Origin of the sequence: Methanospirillum hungatei (genome assembly GCF_019263745.1) — an archaeon.
GTDB lineage: Archaea > Halobacteriota > Methanomicrobia > Methanomicrobiales > Methanospirillaceae > Methanospirillum > Methanospirillum purgamenti.
This window is the reverse complement of the sequence record NZ_CP077107.1, coordinates 1,964,295-1,987,998: the sequence shown is the minus strand read 5'-3', so window position 1 is coordinate 1,987,998 and position 23,704 is coordinate 1,964,295. Positions and strand designations below refer to the sequence as shown.

Genomic DNA, 23,704 nt, shown 5'->3' with positions numbered 1-23,704 from the left:
GTTAATAAATTTGATCAAAAAACAATGAGGATATTTTTCGAGACTTATGACAAATAACGGTCCATTTCTCTCAAATTTTGTATGGGGGTAATTCGGTTGTAAGATTAACATAACCGCGCAATTCGCCAATACGAGGATTTTTTCACAATCGGAGTGATTCTGAAAGAATGTGAGTTTAGAGTGATATCATACCTACAATCCGGAATGTCGGACGAAGGGAATGGTCTGGGGGTTTAGGATATCAAATCGATGACTATATATCTGGATCAATACAACTTTGTTATCCCACACGCTTCCTGAAACATCAGGAGCCGGCGGCCGGGGAATGTTTGTTCGAGAAGGGCAATACAAAAGTATATAACCTTCAGGGAGCAACGTAAGAGGCCGTTTTAATGGAGAGCCGACGAATGCATTGAAGTGCAGTATCGGTTCTGACATAGGAATACTGGTAATGTGGATATCTGTCTACATCTGCCAATACTTTAAGTGATACAGTGTGCGAGAAATTTGGAAATTCTGGTTGATCCTGCCAGAGGCCACTGCTATCGGGGTTTGACTAAGCCATGCGAGTCGAGAGGTGTAAGACCTCGGCGTACTGCTCAGTAACACGTGGACAATCTGCCCTGAAGTGGAGGATAATCCCGGGAAACTGGGGGTAATACTCCATAGTTCGTGCTGACTGGAATGTTATGCGAACGAAAGATCCGTCGCTTCAGGATGAGTCTGCGGCCGATTAGGTAGTTGTTGGGGTAACGGCCCAACAAGCCTGTCATCGGTACGGGTTGTGGGAGCAAGAGCCCGGAGATGGATTCTGAGACACGAATCCAGGCCCTACGGGGCGCAGCAGGCGCGAAAACTTTACCATGCGGGCAACCGTGATAAGGAAACCCCGAGTGCCAGCACAGGCTGGCTGTCCGCCAGTGTAAATAACTGGTGAAGAAAGGGCCGGGCAAGACCGGTGCCAGCCGCCGCGGTAATACCGGCGGCTCGAGTGGTGGCCACTATTACTGGGCTTAAAGGGTCCGTAGCTTGATATGCAAGTCTCTTGAGAAATCCGCCAGCTTAACTGGTGGGCGTTCAGGGGAAACTGCATTTCTAGGGACCGGGAGAGGTGAGAGGTACTGCCGGGGTAGGAGTGAAATCCTGTAATCCCGGTGGGACCACCTATGGCGAAGGCATCTCACCAGAACGGGTCCGACAGTGAGGGACGAAAGCTGGGGGAGCAAACCGGATTAGATACCCGGGTAGTCCCAGCTGTAAACGATGCGCGTTAGGTGTGTCAGTGACCACGTGTCACTGAGGTGCCGAAGGGAAACCGTGAAACGCGCCGCCTGGGGAGTACGGTCGCAAGGCTGAAACTTAAAGGAATTGGCGGGGGAGCACCACAACGGGTGGAGCCTGCGGTTTAATCGGACTCAACGCCGGGAATCTCACCGGATAAGACAGCTGAATGATAGTCGGGATGAAGACTCTACTTGACTAGCTGAGAGGAGGTGCATGGCCGTCGTCAGTTCGTACTGTGAAGCATCCTGTTTAGTCAGGCAACGAGCGAGACCCACGCGAGCAGTTGCCAGCTTGACCTTCGGGTTGATGGGGACACTGCTCGGACCGCCTCTGCTAAAGGGGAGGAAGGAATGGGCAACGGTAGGTCAGCATGCCCCGAATTATCCGGGCTACACGCGGGCTACAATGGATAGGACAATGGGTTTCTACACCGAGAGGTGATGACAATCTCCTAAACCTATCCGAAGTTCGGATTGCGGGTTGTAACTCACCCGCATGAAGCTGGAATCCGTAGTAATCGCGTTTCAACATAGCGCGGTGAATATGTCCCTGCTCCTTGCACACACCGCCCGTCAAACCACCCGAGTGAGGTCTTGATGAGGATGTATCTCTGATATGTTCGAATCTGGGTTTTGCAAGGGGGGTTAAGTCGTAACAAGGTAGCCGTAGGGGAATCTGCGGCTGGATCACCTCCTAACGAAATGAAAGTAGTAGCAGATGCAGACAGACCATAGAGTTGCCAGTGTTCCGGAATGGAATCAGAGGGCTCGTAGCTCAGTTGGAAGAGCGCGGCGTTTGCAACGCCGAGGCCTGGGGTTCAAATCCCCACGGGTCCACTGGTGTTAGATTTTAGATGCACCCGGTCTGGCGACAGATCCGGGGAAGGGCTTGAGACCCCGTGAAACCGGGGCAATGATACGCTGTGTAAAGGAGACGCAGAAAGAGATCACTAGGCGTTTCTGGACGTTACATGGGTTTGAAGAAACTACAAAGACGTTCTTACGCCTGTCAGTGGATGGCTCGGTTCGGGTGCCGACGAAGGGCGTGCCAAGCTGCGATAAGCTCCGGGTAGGCGCAAGGAGCCATTGAACCGGAGATCCCCGAATAGGACATCCAGATGCGTTCTGCATCATTCCGTCATCGGAAAGGGAACGCCCCGAATTGAAACATCTTAGTAGGGGCAGGAGAAGAAACCAACCGGGATGTCGTTAGTAGAGGCGATCGAACACGACAGAGTTCAAACCGAATCCTTCGGGAGATGTGGTGTATGGACCGCAGCAAAAGACATGCATTCAGAACTGAAGTTGCCTGGAACGGTGTACCAGAGAGGGTGACAGTCCCGTATGTGTATGAATGTATGCTTGAGCGGTATCCTGAGTAACGTGGGTCGGAATTCCCGCGTGAATGTGGGGGTCATCAACCTCCAAAACTAAATACTCCCCGAAACCGATAGCGTAGTAGTAGCGTGAGCGAAAGCTGAAAAGCAACCCTGGAAAGGTGTTGAAAAGTGCCTGAAACTGACAGGTTATCGCGTGATATGGCACGAAAGGATCTTCAAAGCGAAGGAACTCGTTGCAAGACGGTAGTACGGGTTTTGTTGCCGGTGTCATATCGTACGTTTTGAAGAACGGGCCAGAGAGTTTATTCTGTTGGCGACGGTTAATTTCTATGAAAGAAGCCAAAGGGAAACCAACAAGTCCGCAGCCGCAAGGTCAGGGACGACGTACTACCAGTGCGTGAAGTCAGCAGGATAAGACCCGAAGCCCGGCGATCTATGCGTGGGCAGGTTGAAGCGTGCCGAAAGGTGCGTGGAGGACCGCAAGCGGTTTTGATATGCAAATCATTCGCGTGACCTGCGTATAGGAGTGAAAGATTAATCGAGCCGGGCATCAGCTGGTTCCTCTCGAAACATGCCGTAGCATGACCTGGCCTGAGATAGACAGTGAGGTAGAGCACTGATTGGGGAAGCTGGGGGCGAAAGTCCTCACTCTCCTGTCAAACTCCAAATTCCCTGTCATCTGAGACGGCCGGAAGTCCGCATTACGGGGTAAGCTTGTAATGCGTAAGGGAGACAACCCAGACCGTGGTTAATGTCCCTCAGTGCAGGCTCAGTGTAAACACTGAAAGTAGTCCTGGGTCAAAGACAACTGGGAGGTGAGCTTAGAAGCAGCTACCCTTTAAAAAGTGCGTAACAGCTTACCAGTCAAGATTCAGGGCGCTGAAAATGGACGGGGCTTAAGCCTGCCACAGATACCACGGACCATATAATAGTATGATGGCGTAGAGAGGCGTCCTGCATGGGCGGAAGCAGGGTTGCAAGATCCTGTGGACCGTGTAGGAATGAAAATTCTGGCAGTAGTAGAAGCTTAAGATTGGTGAGAATCCAATCCGCCGCAGGGGCTAGGTTTCCTCGACAATGTTCGTCAGTCGAGGGTTAGTCGGTCCTAAGACGTACCGTAATTCGAGTACGCCGAAAGGGAAACAGGTTAATATTCCTGTACCTGCATCAAACAATCCTGACGCTTTCGGATAGGCATTGCGGAGCCGTCGCTCCGTCTAAGCTGGATATGAAATTGGAGTACCGTAATGGTGAGAATTTTTCTAAACGGTGATGGGGTAACAATGCTGATTCCAGGAGCCCGTGAAAAGGGTGATGTAGTCCGTACCGAGAACTGACACAGGTGCCCCTCGCTGAGAAGGCGAAGGCGTGTCGGGAGTAATCGTGTTAAGGGAACTCGGCAAATTAGCCCTGTAACTTTGGGATAAGGGGTGCCTGCCCAGCGATTGGGCAGGTCGCAGTGACAAGATCGCTCCGACTGTCTAATAACAACATAGCAGACTGCAACTCCGAAAGGACTCGTATAGTCTGTGATTCCTGCCCAGTGCGAGTATCTGAACACCGGGTTCAACCGGACGAAGGACTCGTAAACGGCGGGGGTAACTATGACCCTCTTAAGGTAGCGTAGTACCTTGTCGCTTAATTGGCGACTTGCATGAATGGAATAACGAGAGCGATACTGTCCCTAACACGAACCCGTTGAACCTTTTGTACTAGTGCAGAGACTAGTGACTCCTTATGGGAAGTGAAGACCCCGTGGAGCTTTACTGCAGCCTGTCGTTGGGTTACGGTATTACCTGCGCAGGGTAGATGGGAGACGTCGATCCAACCCTTGTGGGGGTTGGTTAGTCAACGATGAGACACCATCCTGGTTTTATTGTAATTCTAACTGATTTATCAGGACATCGATAGGTAGGCAGTTTGGGTGGGGCGCCACACCCTCGAAAAAATATCAAGGGTGCCCTAAGGTCAACTCAAGCGGGTCAGAAACCCGCTGAAGAGTGTCAAGAGCAAAAGTTGGCCTGACGCGATTTCGCATAGCAAGAAATCGCGAGAGGAAACTCGGGTCTAACGAACCAATACGCCCTGTTGATGAGGGCTATTGACTACAGAAAAGCTACCCCGGGGATAACAGAGTCGTCGCCGGCAAGAGCACATATCGACCCGGCGGCTTGCTACCTCGATGTCGGTTCTTTCCATCCTGGCTGTGCAGCAGCAGCCAAGGGTGAGGTTGTTCGCCTATTAAAGGGGATCGTGAGCTGGGTTTAGACCGTCGTGAGACAGGTCGGTTACTATCTATAAGGAGTGTCGGAAGTCTGAAGGCAAGAGTGAAATAGTACGAGAGGAACTTTCACTCGGCGCCTCTGGTCGATCGGTTGTCTGACAAGGCATGGCCGAGCAGCTACGCGCCAAGAGATAAAAGCTGAAAGCATCTAAGCTTGAAACTCAGCCTGAACAAGAGACTTCATTAAAGACCCGGGTAAAAGACCCGGTTGATAGGTTCGGGATGTAAGCACGAAGGCAACGACGTGTTCAGTCCGCGAATACTAATAGTCCTAATAACGTCAAATTCAGTTTCTCAAACCCAGACGAAATCCTGAAACGCTACTGATTCTTTTCCTGCGTCTCCAACACTGTCCAAGCCAGGCCAAGATGGCGGAGCGGCCACGCGGTTGACTGCAGATCAACTACACTCCGGTTCAAATCCGGATCTTGGCTCTCAATAGCGGCCACAGCAGGTGTGTTACACCCGTTCCCTTTCCGAACACGGAAGTTAAGACACCTCACGTGGATGATGGTACTGAGGTACGCGAGTCCTCGGGAAACCTTCCTCGCTGCTATTGTTCAAGTAAGAAATTATCTATTCTTGAATTGTTCTTCTTGTTATTATTGTAAATCGAAAAAGTATTGTTGTATTAATTATCAGCAACTACGTCTGATGATAGATATTTTCTGAAAATGTTTTGAATACTTATATCGTCTTCAATCCGCATTGTTGTATTATTTTCAGGATTTAGATCATTTGGCCAATTAGCATTCCACCAGACAAAACCTATAACATGAGACCATTGGTTTTGCTCAATAAGAGTTGAAAATGCCTCTTCAATCCATACATCAGCAGAGGTATATGGATTTCTTATGTCTGTGCCAAATTCAGATAGTAACACAGGTTTTGATTGAGAAATGTTTCTAGCTGTCTGATATCCTCCGTTCATCATTACCCAAAATGGAAGAGAGTTTTTATCATCAGGGGTGAGTGCCCCATATGCTGAAATCCCGATTATGTCAATCAATTCATCTCCTGGATAGTACATCTTCGGATTATTCCACTCTTCTTCAGGATTTGAATGCCAATTGATATGAAATACCCAGATAAGGTTATCTGCTCCTTCTTCTTTCATAAGTGTAATGATATGTCGATATACTGATTGGAACAATAAGGTCCCCTTTTCTTTGCCAGTCCAATAGCCATTCCATGAGAACCACCATCCATTCATTTCTGTTCCGTATTCTATCAATAAGGGGTATGGCAGTTCTTTTGCCTCTTTTGCGAACTGACGAATTTCAGTATCATAAAAACCATCCCGAATTCTTTTCAGCGTATATAGTGGTTCAGGTCTGTATTGCTTATTATCAGTCCGGAGCATAAGTCTTACATATGGAATCGCTCCAAAAGCATGTATGGTGGTAATCTGTTCTATTGGGAAACTTCTATGTATGCTCCATTCATGTGAAAATGCGATGATTTTCAAAGGTTTCCCTGAGTGATATATATATGATTGAATGCTCTTATTTGAAATTTCCATTTCGTTATTATGATACCGGACTGGTGTGAATGCACCATTCCATAGTGTTCCGTTTTCTGGGAGGCTCAGGTTGATAGCATATCCATTTCCTACGATAATTTGTATCAGAAGTAATAATAGAAGGAACATTCTACTAAAATAAAGGCATGTACGTTTTCTTTCTATAGATATGAGATGATTTGGTATTTTAAATACAGATTGAGTCATACGTTGAATTACTATAGATGCCTGGATATGTAACAATTCACATATCAAAATAGGAGAAGATGATGAAACCTGGAATATTAAAATCTCCGGATACATCTTTGGGAGAGAGATTTCAGGTTTTGTTCGTAATTAGTTCTCCAGATATTGCAGTTTTATCCCAAAAATATCTGGAACTATCAGATCTTTTATCTGTTACGGTTTCTCACAATGGTCAGGAAGCTCTCGCATTTGTACAAAAAAGGTCATATGATGTAATTTTATCTGATTATGATCTTGATGATATGGATGCTATTACACTTCATATCAATCTGGAGCGGATAGGTCAGAAAAAACCATTTTTATTATTCAGTATACCTGACAGAGACCGTGATATTCTAATTGATTATGCGCAGGATCCCCAAAAACATGTTGATAGTGAACATGATGTTAATATCATTTTTAATGAGCAGATTCAGAAAATCGTTCAGTCAGTAGAACTTTTCAGAGCCCGGAACAGACTGGAGCTCTATGCTCGTCACCTTGAAGAACTTGTTGAGGAACGAACCAAACAGTTACAGATTGCGGAGCGTTTTGCAATAATTGGGGAACTTGCTACCATGATTGGGCATGATATGCGAAATCCTCTTCAGGTCATCACAAACATGCAATATCTTTTAGAGATGAAAATCAGCAAAATGCACCAGGACGAAGCATTTGTTCTTGTAAAGCATGGAATTCCTGAAATATTTAATCGGATACGAACTGAGGTTCTCTATTTGAACAAAATTGTATCTGATTTACAGGATTATGCAAGAGATATTCATCCAGAAGTATCAATAGTCAATCCAATTCTAGTTATGGATGAGATACTAAAAAATATCTCAATTCCTGATAATATTCAGGTAATAAAAAGAATAGAATCAGATTTTTTAATTTCAGGAGATCCATTTTTACTCACCAGAGTATTGGAAAACCTGATTAACAATGCCATACAGGCAATGGAAAAAGGAGGGATCCTTACTTTGAAGATATCCCGGGTTAAAGAGAATGTCTGTATAATGATATCAGATACTGGTGTTGGTATTCCTCCGGAGTCTTTATCAAAAATATTTGAACCTCTGTATACAACCAAGCCGAAAGGAACTGGATTGGGATTAGCAGTAACAAAACGGCTGGTTGAAGCACATGGGGGAACGATAACCCTGGTGAATACATCTTCTGAAGGGACAACGTTTGAAGTTACACTTCCTGCATCATAGATTTACATAATGGAGAAAATTATGAAGAGAATCCTAATTGTCGATGATGATTTGGCAATCCTCGATAGTACCAAACAAATTCTTGAATTTGAAGGATATGAAGTAGAAACCGCGGCAACCGCTGGAGGAGGACTGGAAAAAATTGAGTCTCAATTTTTTAATCTTGCACTGTTTGATATAAAACTCCCTGATATGGAAGGAACAGAACTCCTTGAAAGAGCACATAAAATCCGGCCTGATATGAAAAAGATCATGGTCACCGGGTATGCAAGTCTGGAAAATTCGGTTTTTTCACTCAACGCTGGAGCAGATGCGTACATTATGAAACCAGTTAATCCTAAAGATCTGTTACAGAAGATTAAAGAAAAACTGGATGAGCAGGAGAGAGATAAGATTATCGATGGCGATAAAGTAGCCGAATTCTTAGAAGAACGCCTTCTCTCAATCCGATAAATGCACTATCATGAGCGACCTTACCAAGGAAGAATTAATCACCACATTACAGGGGATGGATGTTCCCAATACAGTTTTGCTTGAAGATCCTTCAATTACCCTAGATACCTTTATTCTAGCGATAAAAAAATTTCGAATACAGGCTCCTGATGATTTCTATGCGTTCTTAGCTGACCGGATAGGGCTGGCCTTCATGGAGCGCGATATTCTTTTTGCCAACCCGCGAATTGGTTCAATACTCCCCTATGCAGTTGGTGAAGAAGTTCTCATCGCTCTCCTGGAGTCAAAACCAACATACCTGAAAATTGCAACGGCAAATCCCCTGGATGAACCCTTATTCAAACGGTTAGAAGAGGTATTTGGGAAAAAAATTGAAAAAGTAGTAACACCACTCGATGCCATCCTCACAATCACTGATACGAGTTATCAAGGGCCACATGCGTACAGTGCTCTGAGTGAATTGGTGGATCGTCAACCGGAAGAATCTGCATTCCGGATACTTGTTCCCTGGCAAAAAGCAACAATTATCATCGGCACGATCCTTGTTCTTTTTCTCATTGCCATAAATCCATACTTCTGGCTCTTCATCCTTTTTACCATCATCAATATCACGTATTTCGTGATGAATCCGGTCAAATTCTATGTGTCAATGCAGGGGATGACAGGAGAGAAGAATGTTATTCACATCTCTGATGAAGATATTCAAAATCTGAAAGATGAGGATCTTCCGATATATACCGTCCTGGTCCCACTCTTTCATGAACAGGAGATGCTCCCTCACATTTTGCAAAATATTGCAAATATCAATTATCCGCGTGATAAACTTGATGTTAAAATCCTGATGGAAGAGGAAGATACAGAAACAATTGAAAAGGCCAGAAAATTAGGTCTTTTTGGGAATGTGGAAGAAATCATCTCCCCTATGTCTGAAGCGGAGTATCACGCATTTTTAAGTGTCTTCCACCCGGTTGTCATCCCGAAGGCAGATATCACAACGAAACCCCGTGCCTGTAATTATGGATTAAAGCGTTCACGGGGAGAATTTGTGGTAATCTATGATGCAGAGGATTTCCCTGATCGGGATCAATTAAAAAAGGTAGTTATTGCATTCCAGCGTCTCGGTCCGAAATACGCATGTGTTCAGTGCCTTCTGAATTTCTACAATCCACGGAAGAATATGCTGACACGGTGGTTCTCAATTGAATATTCTTATTACTATGATTTTTACATCCAGGGATTGGATAAAATTGATGCACCAATCCCTCTAGGAGGAACGAGTAACCACTTCAGAATGAAAACCCTGCGGGAGCTGGGTGCATGGGATCCATACAATGTGACCGAAGATGCCGACCTGGGTATGCGAATAGCACGGAAAAATCTCCATACTGCAGTCCTGAATTCTCATACCTATGAAGAAGCAGTTACTCGTGTTCCATCATGGATACGTCAGCGTTCACGATGGGTGAAGGGATTTGTTATCACCTGGTTTGTGACGATGCGGCATCCGGTTAAAGTTCTGAAAGATATCGGAATCAAAAATTTTTTTATCTTTCAGACTGGCTTTGGGGGTAATTTTTACCTCCCACTTATGAATCTCTTCCTTTGGCTGGTATTTGCGGCAGGTTTTATCATTCCGGAATATTTTTCCAGCTGGTTTGATTTCTGGCCCTTTGCAGCGATTGCAGTATTCAATCTTCTGATAGGAAATCTCTTCTTTCTGACCATGATGGTCTTTGCAACCTGGAAAGAAAAGCAACGTGATCTTCTTCTCTATGCACTCTTTTCACCGATATATTGGTTACTGATGAGTATTGGTGCATGGAAAGGAACCCTGCAACTTATCTTTAAGCCGTATAAATGGGAAAAAACAAGCCATGGTACTGAAATTGTTCACGAACAGTTATTAATAGAACACCCGGAGCGGTTTTCTAAACCGGTGAAATGGATAGAGGTGAAATCCCCGGAGGTTGACCGTGGAGCGCGAAAAGTAACCGGCAGCCAGATCGCGTTTTCGATAGGGATAACGATTCTTCTAATTTTGCTCGCTCTGATCATCTTTGGTGTGATAGAGTATAAGCCAATTTCAGACCATTTCACAATTACAAAAATCCCCGGCTTAAGTCAGGTAATGACACCTTTGGAAGATTACCAATCAGGTCGTGATGTACGGTTGCTGAATTATGAAGCATTACCCGGTCCATACTCAACATCACCACCGATTATTAATTCTGAACCTGTGAGAACACAGGAAATTACTTCGTTTGATACCATCGAGCCAGGAAGACCTGCACGAGTATTTTATACACCTGGAGAACCAGGACTTGCCGTCAGATATGATCCTCAGGTGAACCGGATTATTATAATTTCAGAAAAAAGGCTTCCTGAAGGGGACTTTTATGTGGTCACTGCTCGTTCTGGTGGAGTAGAATATTCAAAAAACATGGATATTACTCCTGGGACTATGGTTCTGGACGGTGGATTAAACACAACAGACATCAGAGTTTTCCGGGTGTTGAAGACTGGTGCACGCATTCCTGTGATAGATACGGCCATATAAAAAATCAGATGATGCCACAGGCATCTGTTGAGAAAGGAAGGGTTTGGTTATAGAGGTATATTGCTTCATCCGGAAGCAAAGATTCTGCTGCTGCTCGTGCTTTCCATCTTCTAAACTCCTCGTTTTCAGGATCAAATGAGAGGGCTTTTGTGAAGTATTCGTGAGCAATGGGAAACTTGCCTAATTCATAATAACTTTGCCCGCCAAAGAACCAAGCCCACCGGTTACATGGAAACAGATCGATAGATTTGTCAAACTCATCTGCAGCAAGCTGGTATCTACTTTGGTTCAGGTAACAGTTCCCCTTCGTATAATAAGTCCAGGGTATAGAAGGATCAAGTTGTATCCCTTTATTCAGATATGCTATTGCATATTCACACTGGCCTCCTTTCTGCAGGATATCTCCCCGATAATAATACGCCCAGGCATTTCCAGGATCCAGTAGGATTGTTTTATCAAAACTACATAGTGCATCCTGGTATTTTCCAAATTCATACTGGGCCATTCCCCGGTAATACCATGCCTCCGGATTCATCGGATCGAATTTGACAGCAGAGTTAAGGTAGTTGAGTGCATCTGCATACCTTCCGTCATGATATGCAATCGCGCCCTGATAGAACCACAGTGATGCATTTTTGGGTGCATCTGCGGTCTTCTTCGATACATTTGCCAGTGACCATGAGGCTGGATCCTGTGCAGCCCGGATTGATAGGTACAGGGTTCGGTATTCTTTCGTATATGGGTCGATGGTGAGTGCAGAGTTAATAGCCTCAAGTGCCAGGTCATATTGCATGGTGTTATAATACGCATTGGCAAGTTCATACCAGGCAGGGGCCTTGCATGATGATATCTCAAGACTGGTTTTCAGTTCATTAATAGCAGATTCATAGTCCCCAGAAATAGCCAGGTTTTTTCCATATACAAATCGCGTCCATTCATTATCTGGATTTAATTTTATGGCAGTTTCATAGTGCATTCTGGCAGCGGTAAGGTTTCCCAGTTTTTCAGATGCCCTGCCCATTTCATAATAGGTGCCGGCGTTGGAGGGATCAAGTTCCAGTGCTTTTTGTAGTGCTTCAATTGCCGGTGCATATCTTCCCAGTTCGGTATATGTTGTTCCGGTGAAGTACCAGGCAGGAGCATTGTCCGGATCATATGTGGTTGCTTTGATAAACCAAGGAAGTGCCTCACTGTGTCTTCCCTCTTCAAACAGAAGGCGCCCCTTATTAAAAGCCGACCATGTATTATTCGGTTCAATAAGGAGATCATGTTCAACCTGGATATAGGTCAGGGGTTTGGTTGTATTTACTCGTAAGGATGATAAGAGGTTCAGAGCGGTTTCATTTCCTGGGAGGAGATCAAGAACTTTCAGAAGTTCTCGACCTGCTCGTTCTCTTTCTCCTGCTGTGATGAGTATTTGCGATTTAGTGAGGAGGATTGTACCATTACGAGGATTATACTCTGCAGCTTTTGTTATTGCGTCTAGTGCTCCGTCAACATCCCCATTTTCATAAAGTTCTTTGGCTTTTGCATACCAAAGGTCTGGATTTTTTGGATCTAAAGTTAGTAAATTATTCAGACTCGTCAGAATGGTTGTTGGTTCTTCTGAATTATTCGTTTCAGGTTCTATTCCATTTTTATCAGTTATGCATCCGCATAACAACAAAAGCATAATGAGAATTACAAACAGGACATGATGAGTCTGCATATCATGTCATCGATGTTTAAGTAAAAAAATAAAACTCGAAGAGATAAGGAGAAAAATTAGATAGAAATCCCTGCTGGGAGAGGAACAGTTGAATTTGCTTTTTGCATTGTCGCAATCATTGAGCTGTTGAACTTTTCAGCAGGTGACATGGATGCGATTTCAGAGCTGTTGAATTTTTCAGCAGGGTGCATGGATGCGATTTCAGAGCTGTTGAACTTTTCAGCAGGTGACATGGATGCGATTTCAGAGCTGTTGAACTTTTCAGCAGGTGACATGGATGCGATTTCAGAGCTGTTGAACTTTTCAGCAGGTGACATGGATGCGATTTCAGAGCTGTTGAACTTTTCAGCAGGGTGCATAGATGCGATTTCAGAGCTGTTGAACTTTTCAGCAGGGTGCATAGATGCGATTTCAGAGCTGTTGAACTTTTCAGCAGGGTGCATAGATGCGATTTCAGAGCTGTTGAATTTTTCAGCAGGGTGCATGGATGCAATCATTGAACTGTTAAATTTTGGTATTACCATACCGCCGGGATAAATTACATCATCTGCATAGGCAAAGCTAAGAAATGAAGCAATTAATAATCCTGTTATTATTACGAGTATACCAGACCGAAGGGCTGCCATAATATTTCCTCAGAATTCGTTAGTTATGGAGATATTTAATGATAATCTTTCAAATTTTGAATTCTTGAGGTATGGTAGAGAGATTGAAGAAAAATTTTTAAAGAAAAAATTGGAAAAAATAAATTACCTTATTGTAAGGAAAGTATTACGATATTTAATTGAGTTTCACTCCCGATGGAAGTGGTACGGTTGAAATTGAGTTCTGCATAGTTCCAATTTCAGAGCTGTTAAACTTCTGTGAGTTCTGCATGGTTCCGATTTCAGAGCTGTTGAACTTCTGTGAGTTCTGCATAGTTCCAATTTCAGAGCTGTTAAACTTCTGTGAGTTCTGCATGGTTCCGATTTCAGAGCTGTTGAACTTCTGTGAGTTCTGCATAGTTCCGATTTCAGAGCTGTTGAACTTCTGTGAGTTCTGCATAGTTCCGATTTCAGAGCTGTTGAACTTCTGTGAGTTCTGCATGGTTCCGATTTCAGAGCTGTTGAACTTCTGAGAGTTTTGCATGGTTCCAATTTCAGAGCTGTTGAACTTCTGAGAGTTTTGCATAGTTCCGATTTCAGAGCTGTTAAACTTCTGTGAGTTCTGCATGGTTCCAATTTCAGAGCTGTTGAACTTCTGTGAGTTCTGCATAGTTCCGATTTCAGAGCTGTTGAACTTCTGTGAGTTCTGCATAGTTCCGATTTCAGAGCTGTTGAACTTCTGTGAGTTCTGCATAGTTCCGATTTCAGAGCTGTTGAACTTCTGTGAGTTCTGCATAGTTCCGATTTCAGAGCTGTTGAACTTCTGTGAGTTCTGCATAGTTCCAATTTCAGAGCTGTTGAACTTCTGTGAGTTCTGCATAGTTCCGATTTCAGAGCTGTTGAACTTCTGTGAGTTCTGCATAGTTCCGATTTCAGAGCTGTTGAACTTCTGTGAGTTCTGCATAGTTCCGATTTCAGAGCTGTTGAACTTCTGTGAGTTCTGCATAGTTCCGATTTCAGAGCTGTTGAACTTTTCAGCTGGTTGCATGGTACCTATCATTGAACTGTTAAATTTTGGAATTACCATACCACCAGGATAGATTTCATCGTCTGCATAAGCGAAACAGATCATTGATCCAATCGCTACAATTATACCCATTATAATTACGCCAGAACCGACGGATGCCATATTAAACCTCAGTTCTTTTTGGATAGGAAGATATTTAAGGCTAGTCTAATTTCGGTTATATGTTTTAGACTGAATAAAATAGAGATATTACTTTTACGACTTTTCAATTAGATAAAATAAAAAAAGTAAACGAAATAGTACATTTCACTGATGTTTCTTTAATTTGCCTTAATGTCAAGGATCCAGCGGTAGACAGAAGGCGCAACATTTCCACACTGGCGGCAGCGCAGTATATGATATCCTCCTTGTTCAAGAGCACACACCTGTTCTTTGATTTGGACCGAATTTGAAAATGTTATCCAATGAGCAGTTCCCTCATCAGAAAGCATGGATAAGAAAAGATATGGGGAATTTATGAGTCCATACGGAGTTGGGATAATGATTCGCGAAAATTTCTGACGGATGAAATTGTTTGCTAGTAATGCGTCTCCTCTAATAATGTGAACTTGTGACGACACACCATTCACTATAGTGTTGATGGCCATCCAGGAACACGCATGTTCATTCATCTCAATAGCGATTACCTGAGAACCTCGTGCCGCAGCAGGGATAACATATGGTCCTACACCTGCAAATGGGACAAAGATTCTTTCACCTGGTTTTACAAGGTCGGCGATCCGTTTCCGTTCTGACCCCATTTTTGATGAAAAGTATACATGGCTGACATCAAGATGGTACTTGAATCCAAATTCCCGATGTTCAGTAACCAAATTCTTTCCAAAGATTGGATTGAAAAGTGTAGTCCGAAAAGGTCCGTTCACACTCCCGGTTTTATTTAATATTGTGTGTATTGATGGTCTTCGCGCTAGAAGTGCGGCAACAATAGCGTCATGATACTGCGTGAGAGATGAAGGAATACCGATGATTGCGATATTTCCGATTATTTCATACCCACCAGGAAGCTTGATCAGAAGGTCATCAGGGATGATTCCAGTTAAATCTTTTCGAAGGCCCATGTTATTGTGGTCAAATATATTCTGATACCTGGATTCTCCTGAATCCATTTTATGTAACTTCTTTTGAATCGCTCACATGAATATTGGCCAGTTTTGTTTGTTTGAGTCGGTATAATTTCAGGTGATTCTCCTATCATTTGTATGAATCACTGGTCGTCACAATGAACGTATTTTTTAATCATACCAGACATATGAGAATCACAGGTATGAGAAAGCAACTTACGGCTATCATTGAAAGAGAAAATAATGGATATTTTTCACTCTGTCCTGAACTGGATATTGCCAGCCAGGGGGACAGTGTTGAAGAGGCCCGTGATAATCTCCGTGAAGCGATAGAACTTTTTTTTGAATTTGCTTCATCATCGGAGATACAAAACCAGTTACATGAGGAGATCTACATAACCCGGCTTGAGGTGGCAGTTGGGTAAATTGCGTATCCTCTCCGGAAAAGAGGTATGTATGATTCTTGCGAATCATGATTTTTTTGAGGTGCATCAGTGGGGGAGTCATATTGTTATGCAAAAACAGTTGACAGATACTATCATTACCGTTCCGGTTCTTAATCATCCAGAAGTACGTATTGGTACGCTCCAATCTATTATTCGTCAATCCGGAATTCCAAGAAGTGAATTCGAATAAAATTTTTGTTGATCTATTGGTCTCCCTCTGAGCTAATACGGAGGATGAAATCCGTGATTAGTAGCATGAAACCCTCAGTTCGTTTCCCCCGCCGTCTGTCATATCGATCCGGATAGTCACTTTTCATGGCGTGAAAGCGATCATTGTCGATTGCGAAAGGAGTCAAATGTATAACTGAAGATATAAACTGTTTCTTAAAAAAGGGGTGTAAGAGATCCGAACTAGTTGTTCTAATGCTGTTGACGGGATCCGAACCCGCGACCTCCAGATATCTCAGTCTTGAACTTATGAGTCTGGCGCCCTAACCAGCTAGGCCACAACAGCACAAAGTGCATTATAAGAAAGTCGTTTCAACATAAATACCTGACGATTTTACGATCACATGATCTCATTATAATGAGTGATCAATCTCATTTCATGGAATCAGATGAGCGTAATCAGGTTGTTGTGGTTTTTTGTACGGTCCCATCAGGCTCAGCGCATACCATTGCCGGAGAACTTCTCGATAAACATCTTGCAGCCTGTGTCAACATATTCCCTGTCAGATCTATGTATCGATGGGAAGGATCGCTCTGTGATGATTCTGAAGATCTCCTGATCATCAAAACATGTGCTGGTAAATCGAGTCTATTGACTGAAGTTTTGGTTAGCATTCATCCTTATGCAGTACCTGAGGTTCTTTGCCTTCCCGTACAGGGAGGATTCTCTGGGTATCTGTCATGGGTAGTAGGTGAGGTGTACCCTGCTCATTCCAATTCATGAATAATTATGCTGTGCATGTTTTATAAGAAAGCGAAGAGTATTCGATATCTGCACAGCATATAGTGATGGGGATAAGACTGGCAGAAGGGACCGAAAAAATCATTGAATTAATAGCGGAAAATTCTGAAGGTATAAGTATACACGAGGTTGCCGAAAACCTGGGAATACATCGGAATACTGCTGCAAAATATCTGGAAATACTACATAGCCAGGGTCTTGTTGAAGTAAAAAAAATCGGAGTTACAAAGTTATATTACTCCAGCCGGATGACTCCCCTCTCCTGTGTTATCCGATTATTTTCAGAACCAGTATTTGGGATTGATCGTGGTCGAATCATCCGATCAGTAAATCAATCCGCGCTGGATCTGATCGGACTTTTAAAAACAGAATGCATCGGGCGCTCACTCGTGATGCTTGATGAACACCTCTCTCCAGGTATATTCTCTGGTATTCTACCTGCCCTTCGAGGAGATGAGACGACATTTCAAGCTGTCAGACACACATGTAATGGCAAAAACTGCTATATTATCAAAGGTATCCCTGTCCGACTGGAAAATGGACGAAGTGGGGCCGCGCTTATTGTCCTTGATAGTCAGTCTGTTGAAGGAGCCCAAATGCGTCTTCGGTTTTGTGAACAACAACTTGACCAGTTAAAAACAGTCTCATATCCCTTCATCGCCCAATTTTCAGATACGTTCGAGATAATTTTTGCAAATGAAGGATTTTTACAAACTTTTCATCCCACCTCTACCAGAGGTTCAGGGGGGAGACTTCTCCTGGAATGCTTTGAAAAAGATGACTCTCCCTTGAGAAAAGCAATAGAATGTGCAAAAGAAACCGGAGAACACAAAACAAATATCCGAATGATCCATTCATCCGGTGACGTCAGGCATTATCAATGGACCATCCGGGCATCCCAGGATTCTGACAATTGGAAATTTCTTGCTGTTGGTATTGATGTTACCGAGCACTTTCTTCAAAAAGAACAATTCAACCATTTTTTTGAATCCGCTGAAATGCTCTTTGGGAAAAGAACCCAGGATCTTCGGGAAATAAACCGGCAATTATACAATGAAATCTCTGAAAGAAAAAAATCTGAAGAAACGCTCCGGATGTATGAGCACACCCTCCGGAATGTGGCAGATATGGTTTTCTGGTTTACCCGGGACGGGCATGTTACTTTTTATAATGATTCTGCGAAACAGGCTCTGAAATTACCTGATGAGAATGATAAGATCTGGATCAGTTCTTTCATACCTCATCCACCGCTTGGTGATTGGAATATCTTTCATGGAGAATTGATGCGCCAGGGAAGCATCGTTCTCCAGACATCAATGATCCGGCAAAATCAGGAAATATTCCCAGTAGAGATACGATTCACCTTCATCTCTTATGGTGGCAGGGAATACTGCTGCTCTGTAGCACGGGATATACATGAACGTATTGAAGCACTTGATAAGCTGGTTGTGAGTGAGAGCCGGTTCAGGGAACTTGCTGAAACCATATCAGATGTCGTCTACATCCGTGATCTAGTGCAAGGAAAAATCGATTATTTAAACCGCGCTTTTGAATTGATATATCAAAGACCTATTCAGGAAATGTATGTCTCCCCGTCTTTATGGAGTTCTTCAATCCATCCTGATGATCGTGACAGGTTGATGATGCTTTCAGAAGGTGAAAGTTCATGTGATCGATTAACTATGGAATATCGCATCATACGTCCGTCTGGCGATGTCAGATGGGTGCGATCAAAGATATATTACGTCAGGGATAGTATGAATACTCCCATCAGGGAAATTGGAGTTATAACAGATTGTTCACAAGAAAAACGCATTCAGGATGAGCTAAAAGAAATTAATGAACGATTTTATCTGGCTCTTCATGCAGCACCTGTGGCCATGTTCGGCCAGGACAATGACCTTGTGTACACCTGGGTTGAAAATTCATCAATGGGTCTTACAGACTCTGATATTATCGGGTACACTGACCATGAGATCTTTCCAAAGGAAACTGCCGATGAATTACACAAATTAAAATCAGAGGTTCTTGTTTTTGGAAAACCATGTAACAAGGAGGTTGAAGTGCACCTTGGCGGGAAAATGTGCCCGATTCATCTTTTTCTTCGTCCGTATCGAAATGTGTCTGGAGAGATTACTGGCCTTATCGGGGCAGCCATTGAGATGCAGGATATGTTACATCAGAAACGAAGGTCTACCCTTACTGAAATCCGATATAGGAAATTGTTTGATGCTATCCATGAAGGTTACATTGTTTTTTCGTCAGTTATGAGTAAAAATGGAGAAATATGTGATTTTTGTATTACTGATCTGAATCATTATGCTGTCCGGAGAATAAACCGGTCGAAAAAGGAACTCATTGGAAGGAAACTTTCTGATTTTCGTCCGGATATTGATCATTTGTGGATTGACACTCTCTTAGAGGTTGCCAGATCTGGCAATCAGAAGGAATTTGTATCCTACTCTGAATTTTTTAAGGGGTATTATTCATTTCAGGCATTTTTGGTCGGTGAAGATCTCATTGGTGCTGTCATCAGGGATGTTACTGATGAAATGAGACGGAATGAGCATTTACAGGCATATCGCGATCTTGCCATGGAATTATCTGCGACAACGAATATCCATCATGCACTTGATCTTATTCTTGATACAGCACTTCAGGTTCCTGGGATTGACTCTGGGGGTTTGTATATTCTCCATGATGAGGAAAAATACCCTGTTTTAAAATTATATACTCACAAGGGTCTTTCTGATTCATATGTGAATGCAGTCAGTGAAGTTGTGGTGGATGAGAATATTCTTGGTCTTTTTCATCAAAAAATTCCGAACTATATTACGATTGATGATCCTGAGTCTGATCCAATTAGGCCGGTACTCCAGGAAGAGGGATTGAGATCTTTTGTGCTTATTCCTTTATATGAGGGAGGAATTCTTATTGGATGTTTGAATCTTGGATCGCATTCTCTCCCGGATATACCTGAACGTGAAAAGCCATTTCTTGAAGCATTGTCCGGATGGTTAGGAAAAACGCTTCAACGTTTCATGGATTCTGATAAAAAGATCGATACATCCGGATATGTGATTGTAAAACCGGATGGCTCGATTCTTGAAGGAACACTCTGGAAGAATAGAATCCATGTTCCTGAAGATTTAACCAGCCTTATCCAAAAAAATCATGCGAACCTACTGACCGGTAAGGAAATTGAGGGGTTTATAAATGGACACCTCCAGCCATATGTAATACGGTTCTGTCCATGGGGGGATGATGTTGCTTATATTATCAGATCAGGAGGGGACAGGTCCTGACCTTCGACCAGAACATCTCTTGATAGACACTTCAATAACTGCAATATGTGCAATACTCTCTTCAGGATACAGGCCACCAGAAGTACTGGCATATTTTGATGCAATGATCCCAAGAGCTTCTGATTTTCTTTGTCCGGTAAGAAGCGTGCTCACACCTTCGATCATTACACTCTCATATGCCATTCCATAATCACAGGGATTCTTACTGGAGATAAGTTCACATCCCTGTTCAATTGTGATACAAACACGAGGATTCTTAGACAAAATTTCGATCTTTTTTCCTTCACATGCAGAATGCAGAAGGATTGTTCCATTATGATGCACAAAGCACATCGGAACGCAATATGGAGTTTCATCATCACTCATCGCGACGTGGCAGAAGAGTGCTGTATTGAGGATTTGAGTAATCCTCTCTATTTCTGTTATTTCCTTGTCTTTCCGACGCATTCATGCCTGCCGGTTTTTTTCAATGACAGCAACAAGCCCGGCAGCGATGGCTGCTACTTTTTTATCACTCCGAAGAGGAGTAGACAGCTGGGTCATTCTGGTCTCTTCTTCCTGGATGTACCGCTTCAGGGTCTTATTGATATGTTCTTCCTGGAGGAAGTGTGTATGAGTGTTTCCCGCTATGAATTCAGGATTATGGATGACGGCGTGGTGCAGGGGCAGGGTTGTCTTGACACCAAGTATAACATATTCGTATATCGCCCGGCGCATTCGTGATATTGCATATTCCCTGCTCATACCCCACGCACACAGTTTGGCAATCATTGAGTCATAGAATGGTGGAATAGTATACCCGGCATGAATGCCTGAGTCAAGTCTGATCCCTGGACCGCCTGGTGATCGGTACCTGGTGATCTTTCCAGGATCAGCTGCGAAATTATTCAGAGGATCTTCTGCATTGATTCGACATTCTATCGCATGTCCTCGAAGAGTAATGTCTTCCTGTCCGTATTCGATGGGATCTCCTGATGCAACAATGATCTGCTCTTTTACAATGTCGATACCAGTGACCAGTTCGGTGATGGTGTGTTCAACCTGGAGCCGGGTGTTCATCTCCATGAAGTAATAATTCCCATTATCATAGAGGAACTCCACCGTACCTGCATTGACATAATTGACAGCTTCTGCAACTCTCAATGCTGAGTCTGTCATTTTCTCCCGCAGTTCAGGGGTCATGACCGGACAGGGCGCTTCTTCGATGAGTTTCTGATGTCTTCTCTGTATCGAGCATTCTCGCTCAAACATGTGAACGCGGTTCTTGTGTTCATCACAAAACACCTGCACTTCGACATGACGTGGTTTCTGCAAATACTTCTCGATGAAGACTGTCCGATCACCAAAAGCAGATTCTGCAATTCGCATTGCCCCGTCTATTGCAGACTCGATCTCTGAGGGATCATGGACTATCTGCATCCCGATACCTCCCCCTCCGGCACTGGCCTTTACAATAACTGGATACCCTATTGAATTTGCTATCTTTGCTGCCGTGTCTAGATCATCGATCCCTCCTTCAGTGCCTGGAAGAACCGGAACACCGGCATTTTTCATCGTCTGTTTGGACTGGATCTTTGAGCCCATTGCCGAGATGGTCTTTGATTTGGGACCGATGAAGGTAATTCCTTCTTCAGTACACAGTCTTGCAAACTCGGCATTCTCTGCAAGAAATCCATATCCTGGATGGATAGCTTCAGCACCGGCCTTTTTAGCAACTTCGACAATTCGTTCCTTGTTCAGGTATGATTTCGATGGCGGGGCAGGACCAACCGGGAACGCTTCATCTGCGTAATGAACAAAGAGCGAGTCCTTGTCTGCTTCTGAATAAATCGCAACGGTGTCGATTCCCAGTTCTCGACATGCCCGCATGACCCGGATCGAGATCTCTCCACGGTTTGCAATCAGTATCTTTTCGAAATATTTCATTCAACCACCAGGAGCACATCACCAGCTAGCACGGTGTCTCCGGCATCGACAAAGATCTCTTTTACTACTCCATCACGGGGGCTTGTGATCGGATTTTCCATCTTCATGGCCTCAAGAACAATGAGGGTTTCTCCGGCAGTCACCTGATCCCCACGTCCAACCCGGATCTGAAGAACCATGCCCTGCATATTGCTCTTGACTCCCCCGGGAATATCGGACTTTGGTGGTTCTGATGCCTTTTGTTTTCCTTCAACCAACTGATCCCCGATAGCAAGGATCCGGACTGTAAATGTCTCGCCGTCTACCTCAACCTGCATGGAAGATGGCAGGGAAAGATTTGAATCCTTTTTCTGAACTGCTGATGGAATGGGTTCTGGTTTTCGTTCTCCCTTCAGGAATGACGGGGCAATGGCCGGATAGAGGATGTAGGTGAGTACGTCTTCTTCCTGCCTGATGAGGCCTGCTTCTGTTGCTTCAGCCTTCATCTTTTCATACATGGGTGCCAGAAGGTCTGCCGGCCGCACTGCGATAACCTCTTCGTTACCGATGATCAGCGTCCGGATTTCATCAGAGATGGGCCCGGGTGACTTACCATACAGCCCTTTTACATAATCCTTGACTTCGTTTGAGATGGTCTTGTACCTCCCACCGGTCAGGACGTTAAATACTGCCTGGGTTCCCACAATCTGTGATGTCGGGGTGACAAGCGGTGGATACCCAAGATCTTCTCTAACCCGGGGGATTTCATCAAAAACGGCTTCCATCTTGTCAAGTGCATCCTGATCCTGGAGCTGAGAGACAAGGTTCGTAATCATTCCGCCCGGCAGCTGGTAAATAAGTACATCACTATCAACCCGTTCAGCAACCGGAGTAAACAGACCCTCGTATTTATTGCGGATCTTCAGACATTCATTTCTGATCTGCCGGAGTTGGAGAAGATCTATCCCAGTATCTCGCGATGTTCCCTGTACTGAAGCTACAATGCTCTCAGTGGGTGGCTGGCTTGTCCCGAGCGCAAACGGTGACATGGCGGTATCGAGAATATCCACTCCTGCATCGATGGCAGCATCATATGACATTGGTGCTATGCCACTGGTGCAATGACTATGCAGATCAACCAGGACATCCATCTCGTCTTTTATACCGGTGATGAGTTCTTTTGCAATACCCGGCATGATAAGTCCAGCCATGTCCTTAATGCAGATTGAGTCACAATCACGGGCATATAGTTCCCGCGCGAGATCTACAAAACCCTTGACCGAGTGGACCGGACTTGTTGTGTACGATATCGTTCCCTGAAGGTGAGCGCCGGTCTCTTTAACCCTGGTCATCGGACGCTCCATATTTCTGATATCATTCAGGGCATCAAACACCCGGAATATGTCAACCCCATTTTTATGCGAGAGGTCAACAAACCGATCAACCACATCATCAGAATAGTGGCGGTACCCGACCAGATTCTGGCCCCGCAGGAGCATCTGAATGGGAGTGTGATTCAGTTCTGCCTTGAGTTTCCGAAGTCGTTCCCATGGATCCTCATTGAGAAACCTGATACAACTGTCAAAGGTGGCCCCACCCCATGCCTCAACCGAGAAGAAACCGGCCTTATCTATAGAGCGGGTCAGCGGGATCATGTCCTCAGTTCGCATTCTAGTTGCGATAAGTGACTGGTGCGCATCCCGAAGTGTTGTATCTGTTATGCAAAGCCGTTTTATTCGGTCAGAACTCATTTG

General features: G+C 44.2%; 15 protein-coding genes, 3 tRNA genes and 3 rRNA genes. 12 read left to right on the top strand and 9 right to left on the bottom strand.

From position 1 onward, the window contains the following. The first annotated feature begins 513 nt into the window (after nucleotides 1-513). The 5 genes from KSK55_RS09530 to rrf all read left to right on the top strand — a co-directional run bounded on the left by KSK55_RS09530 (nucleotide 514) and on the right by rrf (nucleotide 5,466). Nucleotides 514-1,979: ribosomal RNA gene (locus KSK55_RS09530) — 16S ribosomal RNA — on the top strand. Between the two features lie 68 nt (nucleotides 1,980-2,047). Then, a tRNA-Ala gene (locus tag KSK55_RS09525) sits at nucleotides 2,048-2,120 on the top strand. Between the two features lie 151 nt (nucleotides 2,121-2,271). Further along, a 23S ribosomal RNA gene (locus KSK55_RS09520) occupies nucleotides 2,272-5,194 on the top strand. 75 nt (nucleotides 5,195-5,269) lie between these two features. Then, nucleotides 5,270-5,341, top strand: a tRNA-Cys gene (locus tag KSK55_RS09515). 3 nt (nucleotides 5,342-5,344) lie between these two features. After that, nucleotides 5,345-5,466: ribosomal RNA gene (rrf, locus tag KSK55_RS09510) — 5S ribosomal RNA — on the top strand. Together the 16S, 23S and 5S rRNA genes with 2 tRNA genes alongside form the textbook arrangement of a ribosomal RNA operon. Nucleotides 5,467-5,538: 72 nt before the next feature. Here rrf and KSK55_RS09505 read toward each other — a convergent pair. Next, nucleotides 5,539-6,375, bottom strand: coding sequence for a glycoside hydrolase family 26 protein (locus KSK55_RS09505; RefSeq protein ID WP_218606736.1), 837 nt, complete (start codon nucleotides 6,373-6,375; stop codon nucleotides 5,539-5,541). Between the two features lie 320 nt (nucleotides 6,376-6,695). Here KSK55_RS09505 and KSK55_RS09500 point away from each other — a divergent pair, with 320 nt between their 5' ends. The 3 genes from KSK55_RS09500 to KSK55_RS09490 are packed head-to-tail and all read left to right on the top strand — an operon-like array spanning nucleotide 6,696 to nucleotide 10,884. Beyond that, complete coding sequence (locus tag KSK55_RS09500) at nucleotides 6,696-7,874, top strand: sensor histidine kinase (RefSeq protein ID WP_218606735.1); 1,179 nt, start codon at nucleotides 6,696-6,698, stop codon at nucleotides 7,872-7,874. A 21-nt stretch (nucleotides 7,875-7,895) separates the two neighbouring features. Further along, entirely contained in the window at nucleotides 7,896-8,327 is a 432-nt protein-coding gene (locus KSK55_RS09495; protein ID WP_218606734.1) for a response regulator, read from the top strand. A gap of 10 nt (nucleotides 8,328-8,337) precedes the next feature. Further along, nucleotides 8,338-10,884 (top strand): glycosyltransferase family 2 protein, encoded by a 2,547-nt coding sequence (locus KSK55_RS09490; protein ID WP_218606733.1) that lies wholly within the window; start codon nucleotides 8,338-8,340, stop codon nucleotides 10,882-10,884. Nucleotides 10,885-10,888: 4 nt separating this feature from the next. On the opposite strand, the gene KSK55_RS09485 is transcribed toward KSK55_RS09490, so the two are convergent. From KSK55_RS09485 to KSK55_RS09470, 4 genes are all read right to left on the bottom strand, one after another. Beyond that, entirely contained in the window at nucleotides 10,889-12,592 is a 1,704-nt protein-coding gene (locus KSK55_RS09485; RefSeq protein ID WP_218606732.1) for a tetratricopeptide repeat protein, read from the bottom strand. Nucleotides 12,593-12,648: 56 nt separating this feature from the next. Continuing rightward, nucleotides 12,649-13,218: a DUF1601 domain-containing protein gene (locus tag KSK55_RS09480; RefSeq protein WP_218606731.1), complete on the bottom strand. Its 570-nt coding sequence runs from the start codon at nucleotides 13,216-13,218 to the stop codon at nucleotides 12,649-12,651. A gap of 154 nt (nucleotides 13,219-13,372) precedes the next feature. Next, complete coding sequence (locus KSK55_RS09475) at nucleotides 13,373-14,365, bottom strand: hypothetical protein (protein WP_218606730.1); 993 nt, start codon at nucleotides 14,363-14,365, stop codon at nucleotides 13,373-13,375. A 158-nt stretch (nucleotides 14,366-14,523) separates the two neighbouring features. After that, entirely contained in the window at nucleotides 14,524-15,369 is an 846-nt protein-coding gene (locus KSK55_RS09470) for a class I SAM-dependent methyltransferase (RefSeq protein WP_218606729.1), read from the bottom strand. A gap of 158 nt (nucleotides 15,370-15,527) precedes the next feature. Here KSK55_RS09470 and KSK55_RS09465 point away from each other — a divergent pair, with 158 nt between their 5' ends. Continuing rightward, nucleotides 15,528-15,749 carry a type II toxin-antitoxin system HicB family antitoxin gene (locus tag KSK55_RS09465; RefSeq protein WP_218606728.1) on the top strand — a complete coding sequence of 74 codons (222 nt, stop codon included), beginning with the start codon at nucleotides 15,528-15,530 and terminating at the stop codon, nucleotides 15,747-15,749. Further along, nucleotides 15,742-15,960, top strand: coding sequence for a type II toxin-antitoxin system HicA family toxin (locus tag KSK55_RS09460; RefSeq protein ID WP_256663972.1), 219 nt, complete (start codon nucleotides 15,742-15,744; stop codon nucleotides 15,958-15,960). Before KSK55_RS09465 ends, KSK55_RS09460 begins: the two co-directional genes overlap by 8 nt. A 234-nt stretch (nucleotides 15,961-16,194) precedes the next feature. On the opposite strand, the gene KSK55_RS09455 is transcribed toward KSK55_RS09460, so the two are convergent. Beyond that, nucleotides 16,195-16,284 (bottom strand) — tRNA-Met (locus KSK55_RS09455). Nucleotides 16,285-16,356: 72 nt separating this feature from the next. Here KSK55_RS09455 and cutA point away from each other — a divergent pair. Both cutA and KSK55_RS09445 read left to right on the top strand, forming a co-directional pair. After that, on the top strand, nucleotides 16,357-16,722 hold the full coding sequence (cutA, locus tag KSK55_RS09450; protein ID WP_256663971.1) for a divalent-cation tolerance protein CutA: 366 nt from the start codon (nucleotides 16,357-16,359) through the stop codon (nucleotides 16,720-16,722). A 65-nt stretch (nucleotides 16,723-16,787) separates the two neighbouring features. Continuing rightward, entirely contained in the window at nucleotides 16,788-20,045 is a 3,258-nt protein-coding gene (locus KSK55_RS09445; protein WP_218606727.1) for a PAS domain-containing protein, read from the top strand. Here the strand turns inward: KSK55_RS09445 and KSK55_RS09440 are convergent. Genes KSK55_RS09440 through KSK55_RS09430 form a run of 3 tightly spaced genes read right to left on the bottom strand, consistent with a single transcriptional unit; the run spans nucleotide 20,025 to nucleotide 23,701 of the window. Further along, nucleotides 20,025-20,492 (bottom strand): pyridoxamine 5'-phosphate oxidase family protein, encoded by a 468-nt coding sequence (locus tag KSK55_RS09440; protein WP_218606726.1) that lies wholly within the window; start codon nucleotides 20,490-20,492, stop codon nucleotides 20,025-20,027. The genes KSK55_RS09445 and KSK55_RS09440 overlap by 21 nt on opposite strands. Beyond that, nucleotides 20,493-21,971 carry an acetyl-CoA carboxylase biotin carboxylase subunit gene (locus tag KSK55_RS09435; RefSeq protein ID WP_218606725.1) on the bottom strand — a complete coding sequence of 493 codons (1,479 nt, stop codon included), beginning with the start codon at nucleotides 21,969-21,971 and terminating at the stop codon, nucleotides 20,493-20,495. Continuing rightward, the gene (locus KSK55_RS09430; RefSeq protein ID WP_214419904.1) at nucleotides 21,968-23,701 is read right to left on the bottom strand and encodes a pyruvate/oxaloacetate carboxyltransferase; all 1,734 of its coding nucleotides are present in this window, start codon (nucleotides 23,699-23,701) and stop codon (nucleotides 21,968-21,970) included. The genes KSK55_RS09435 and KSK55_RS09430 overlap by 4 nt, the downstream gene beginning before the upstream one ends. Nucleotides 23,702-23,704: the final 3 nt, after the last annotated feature.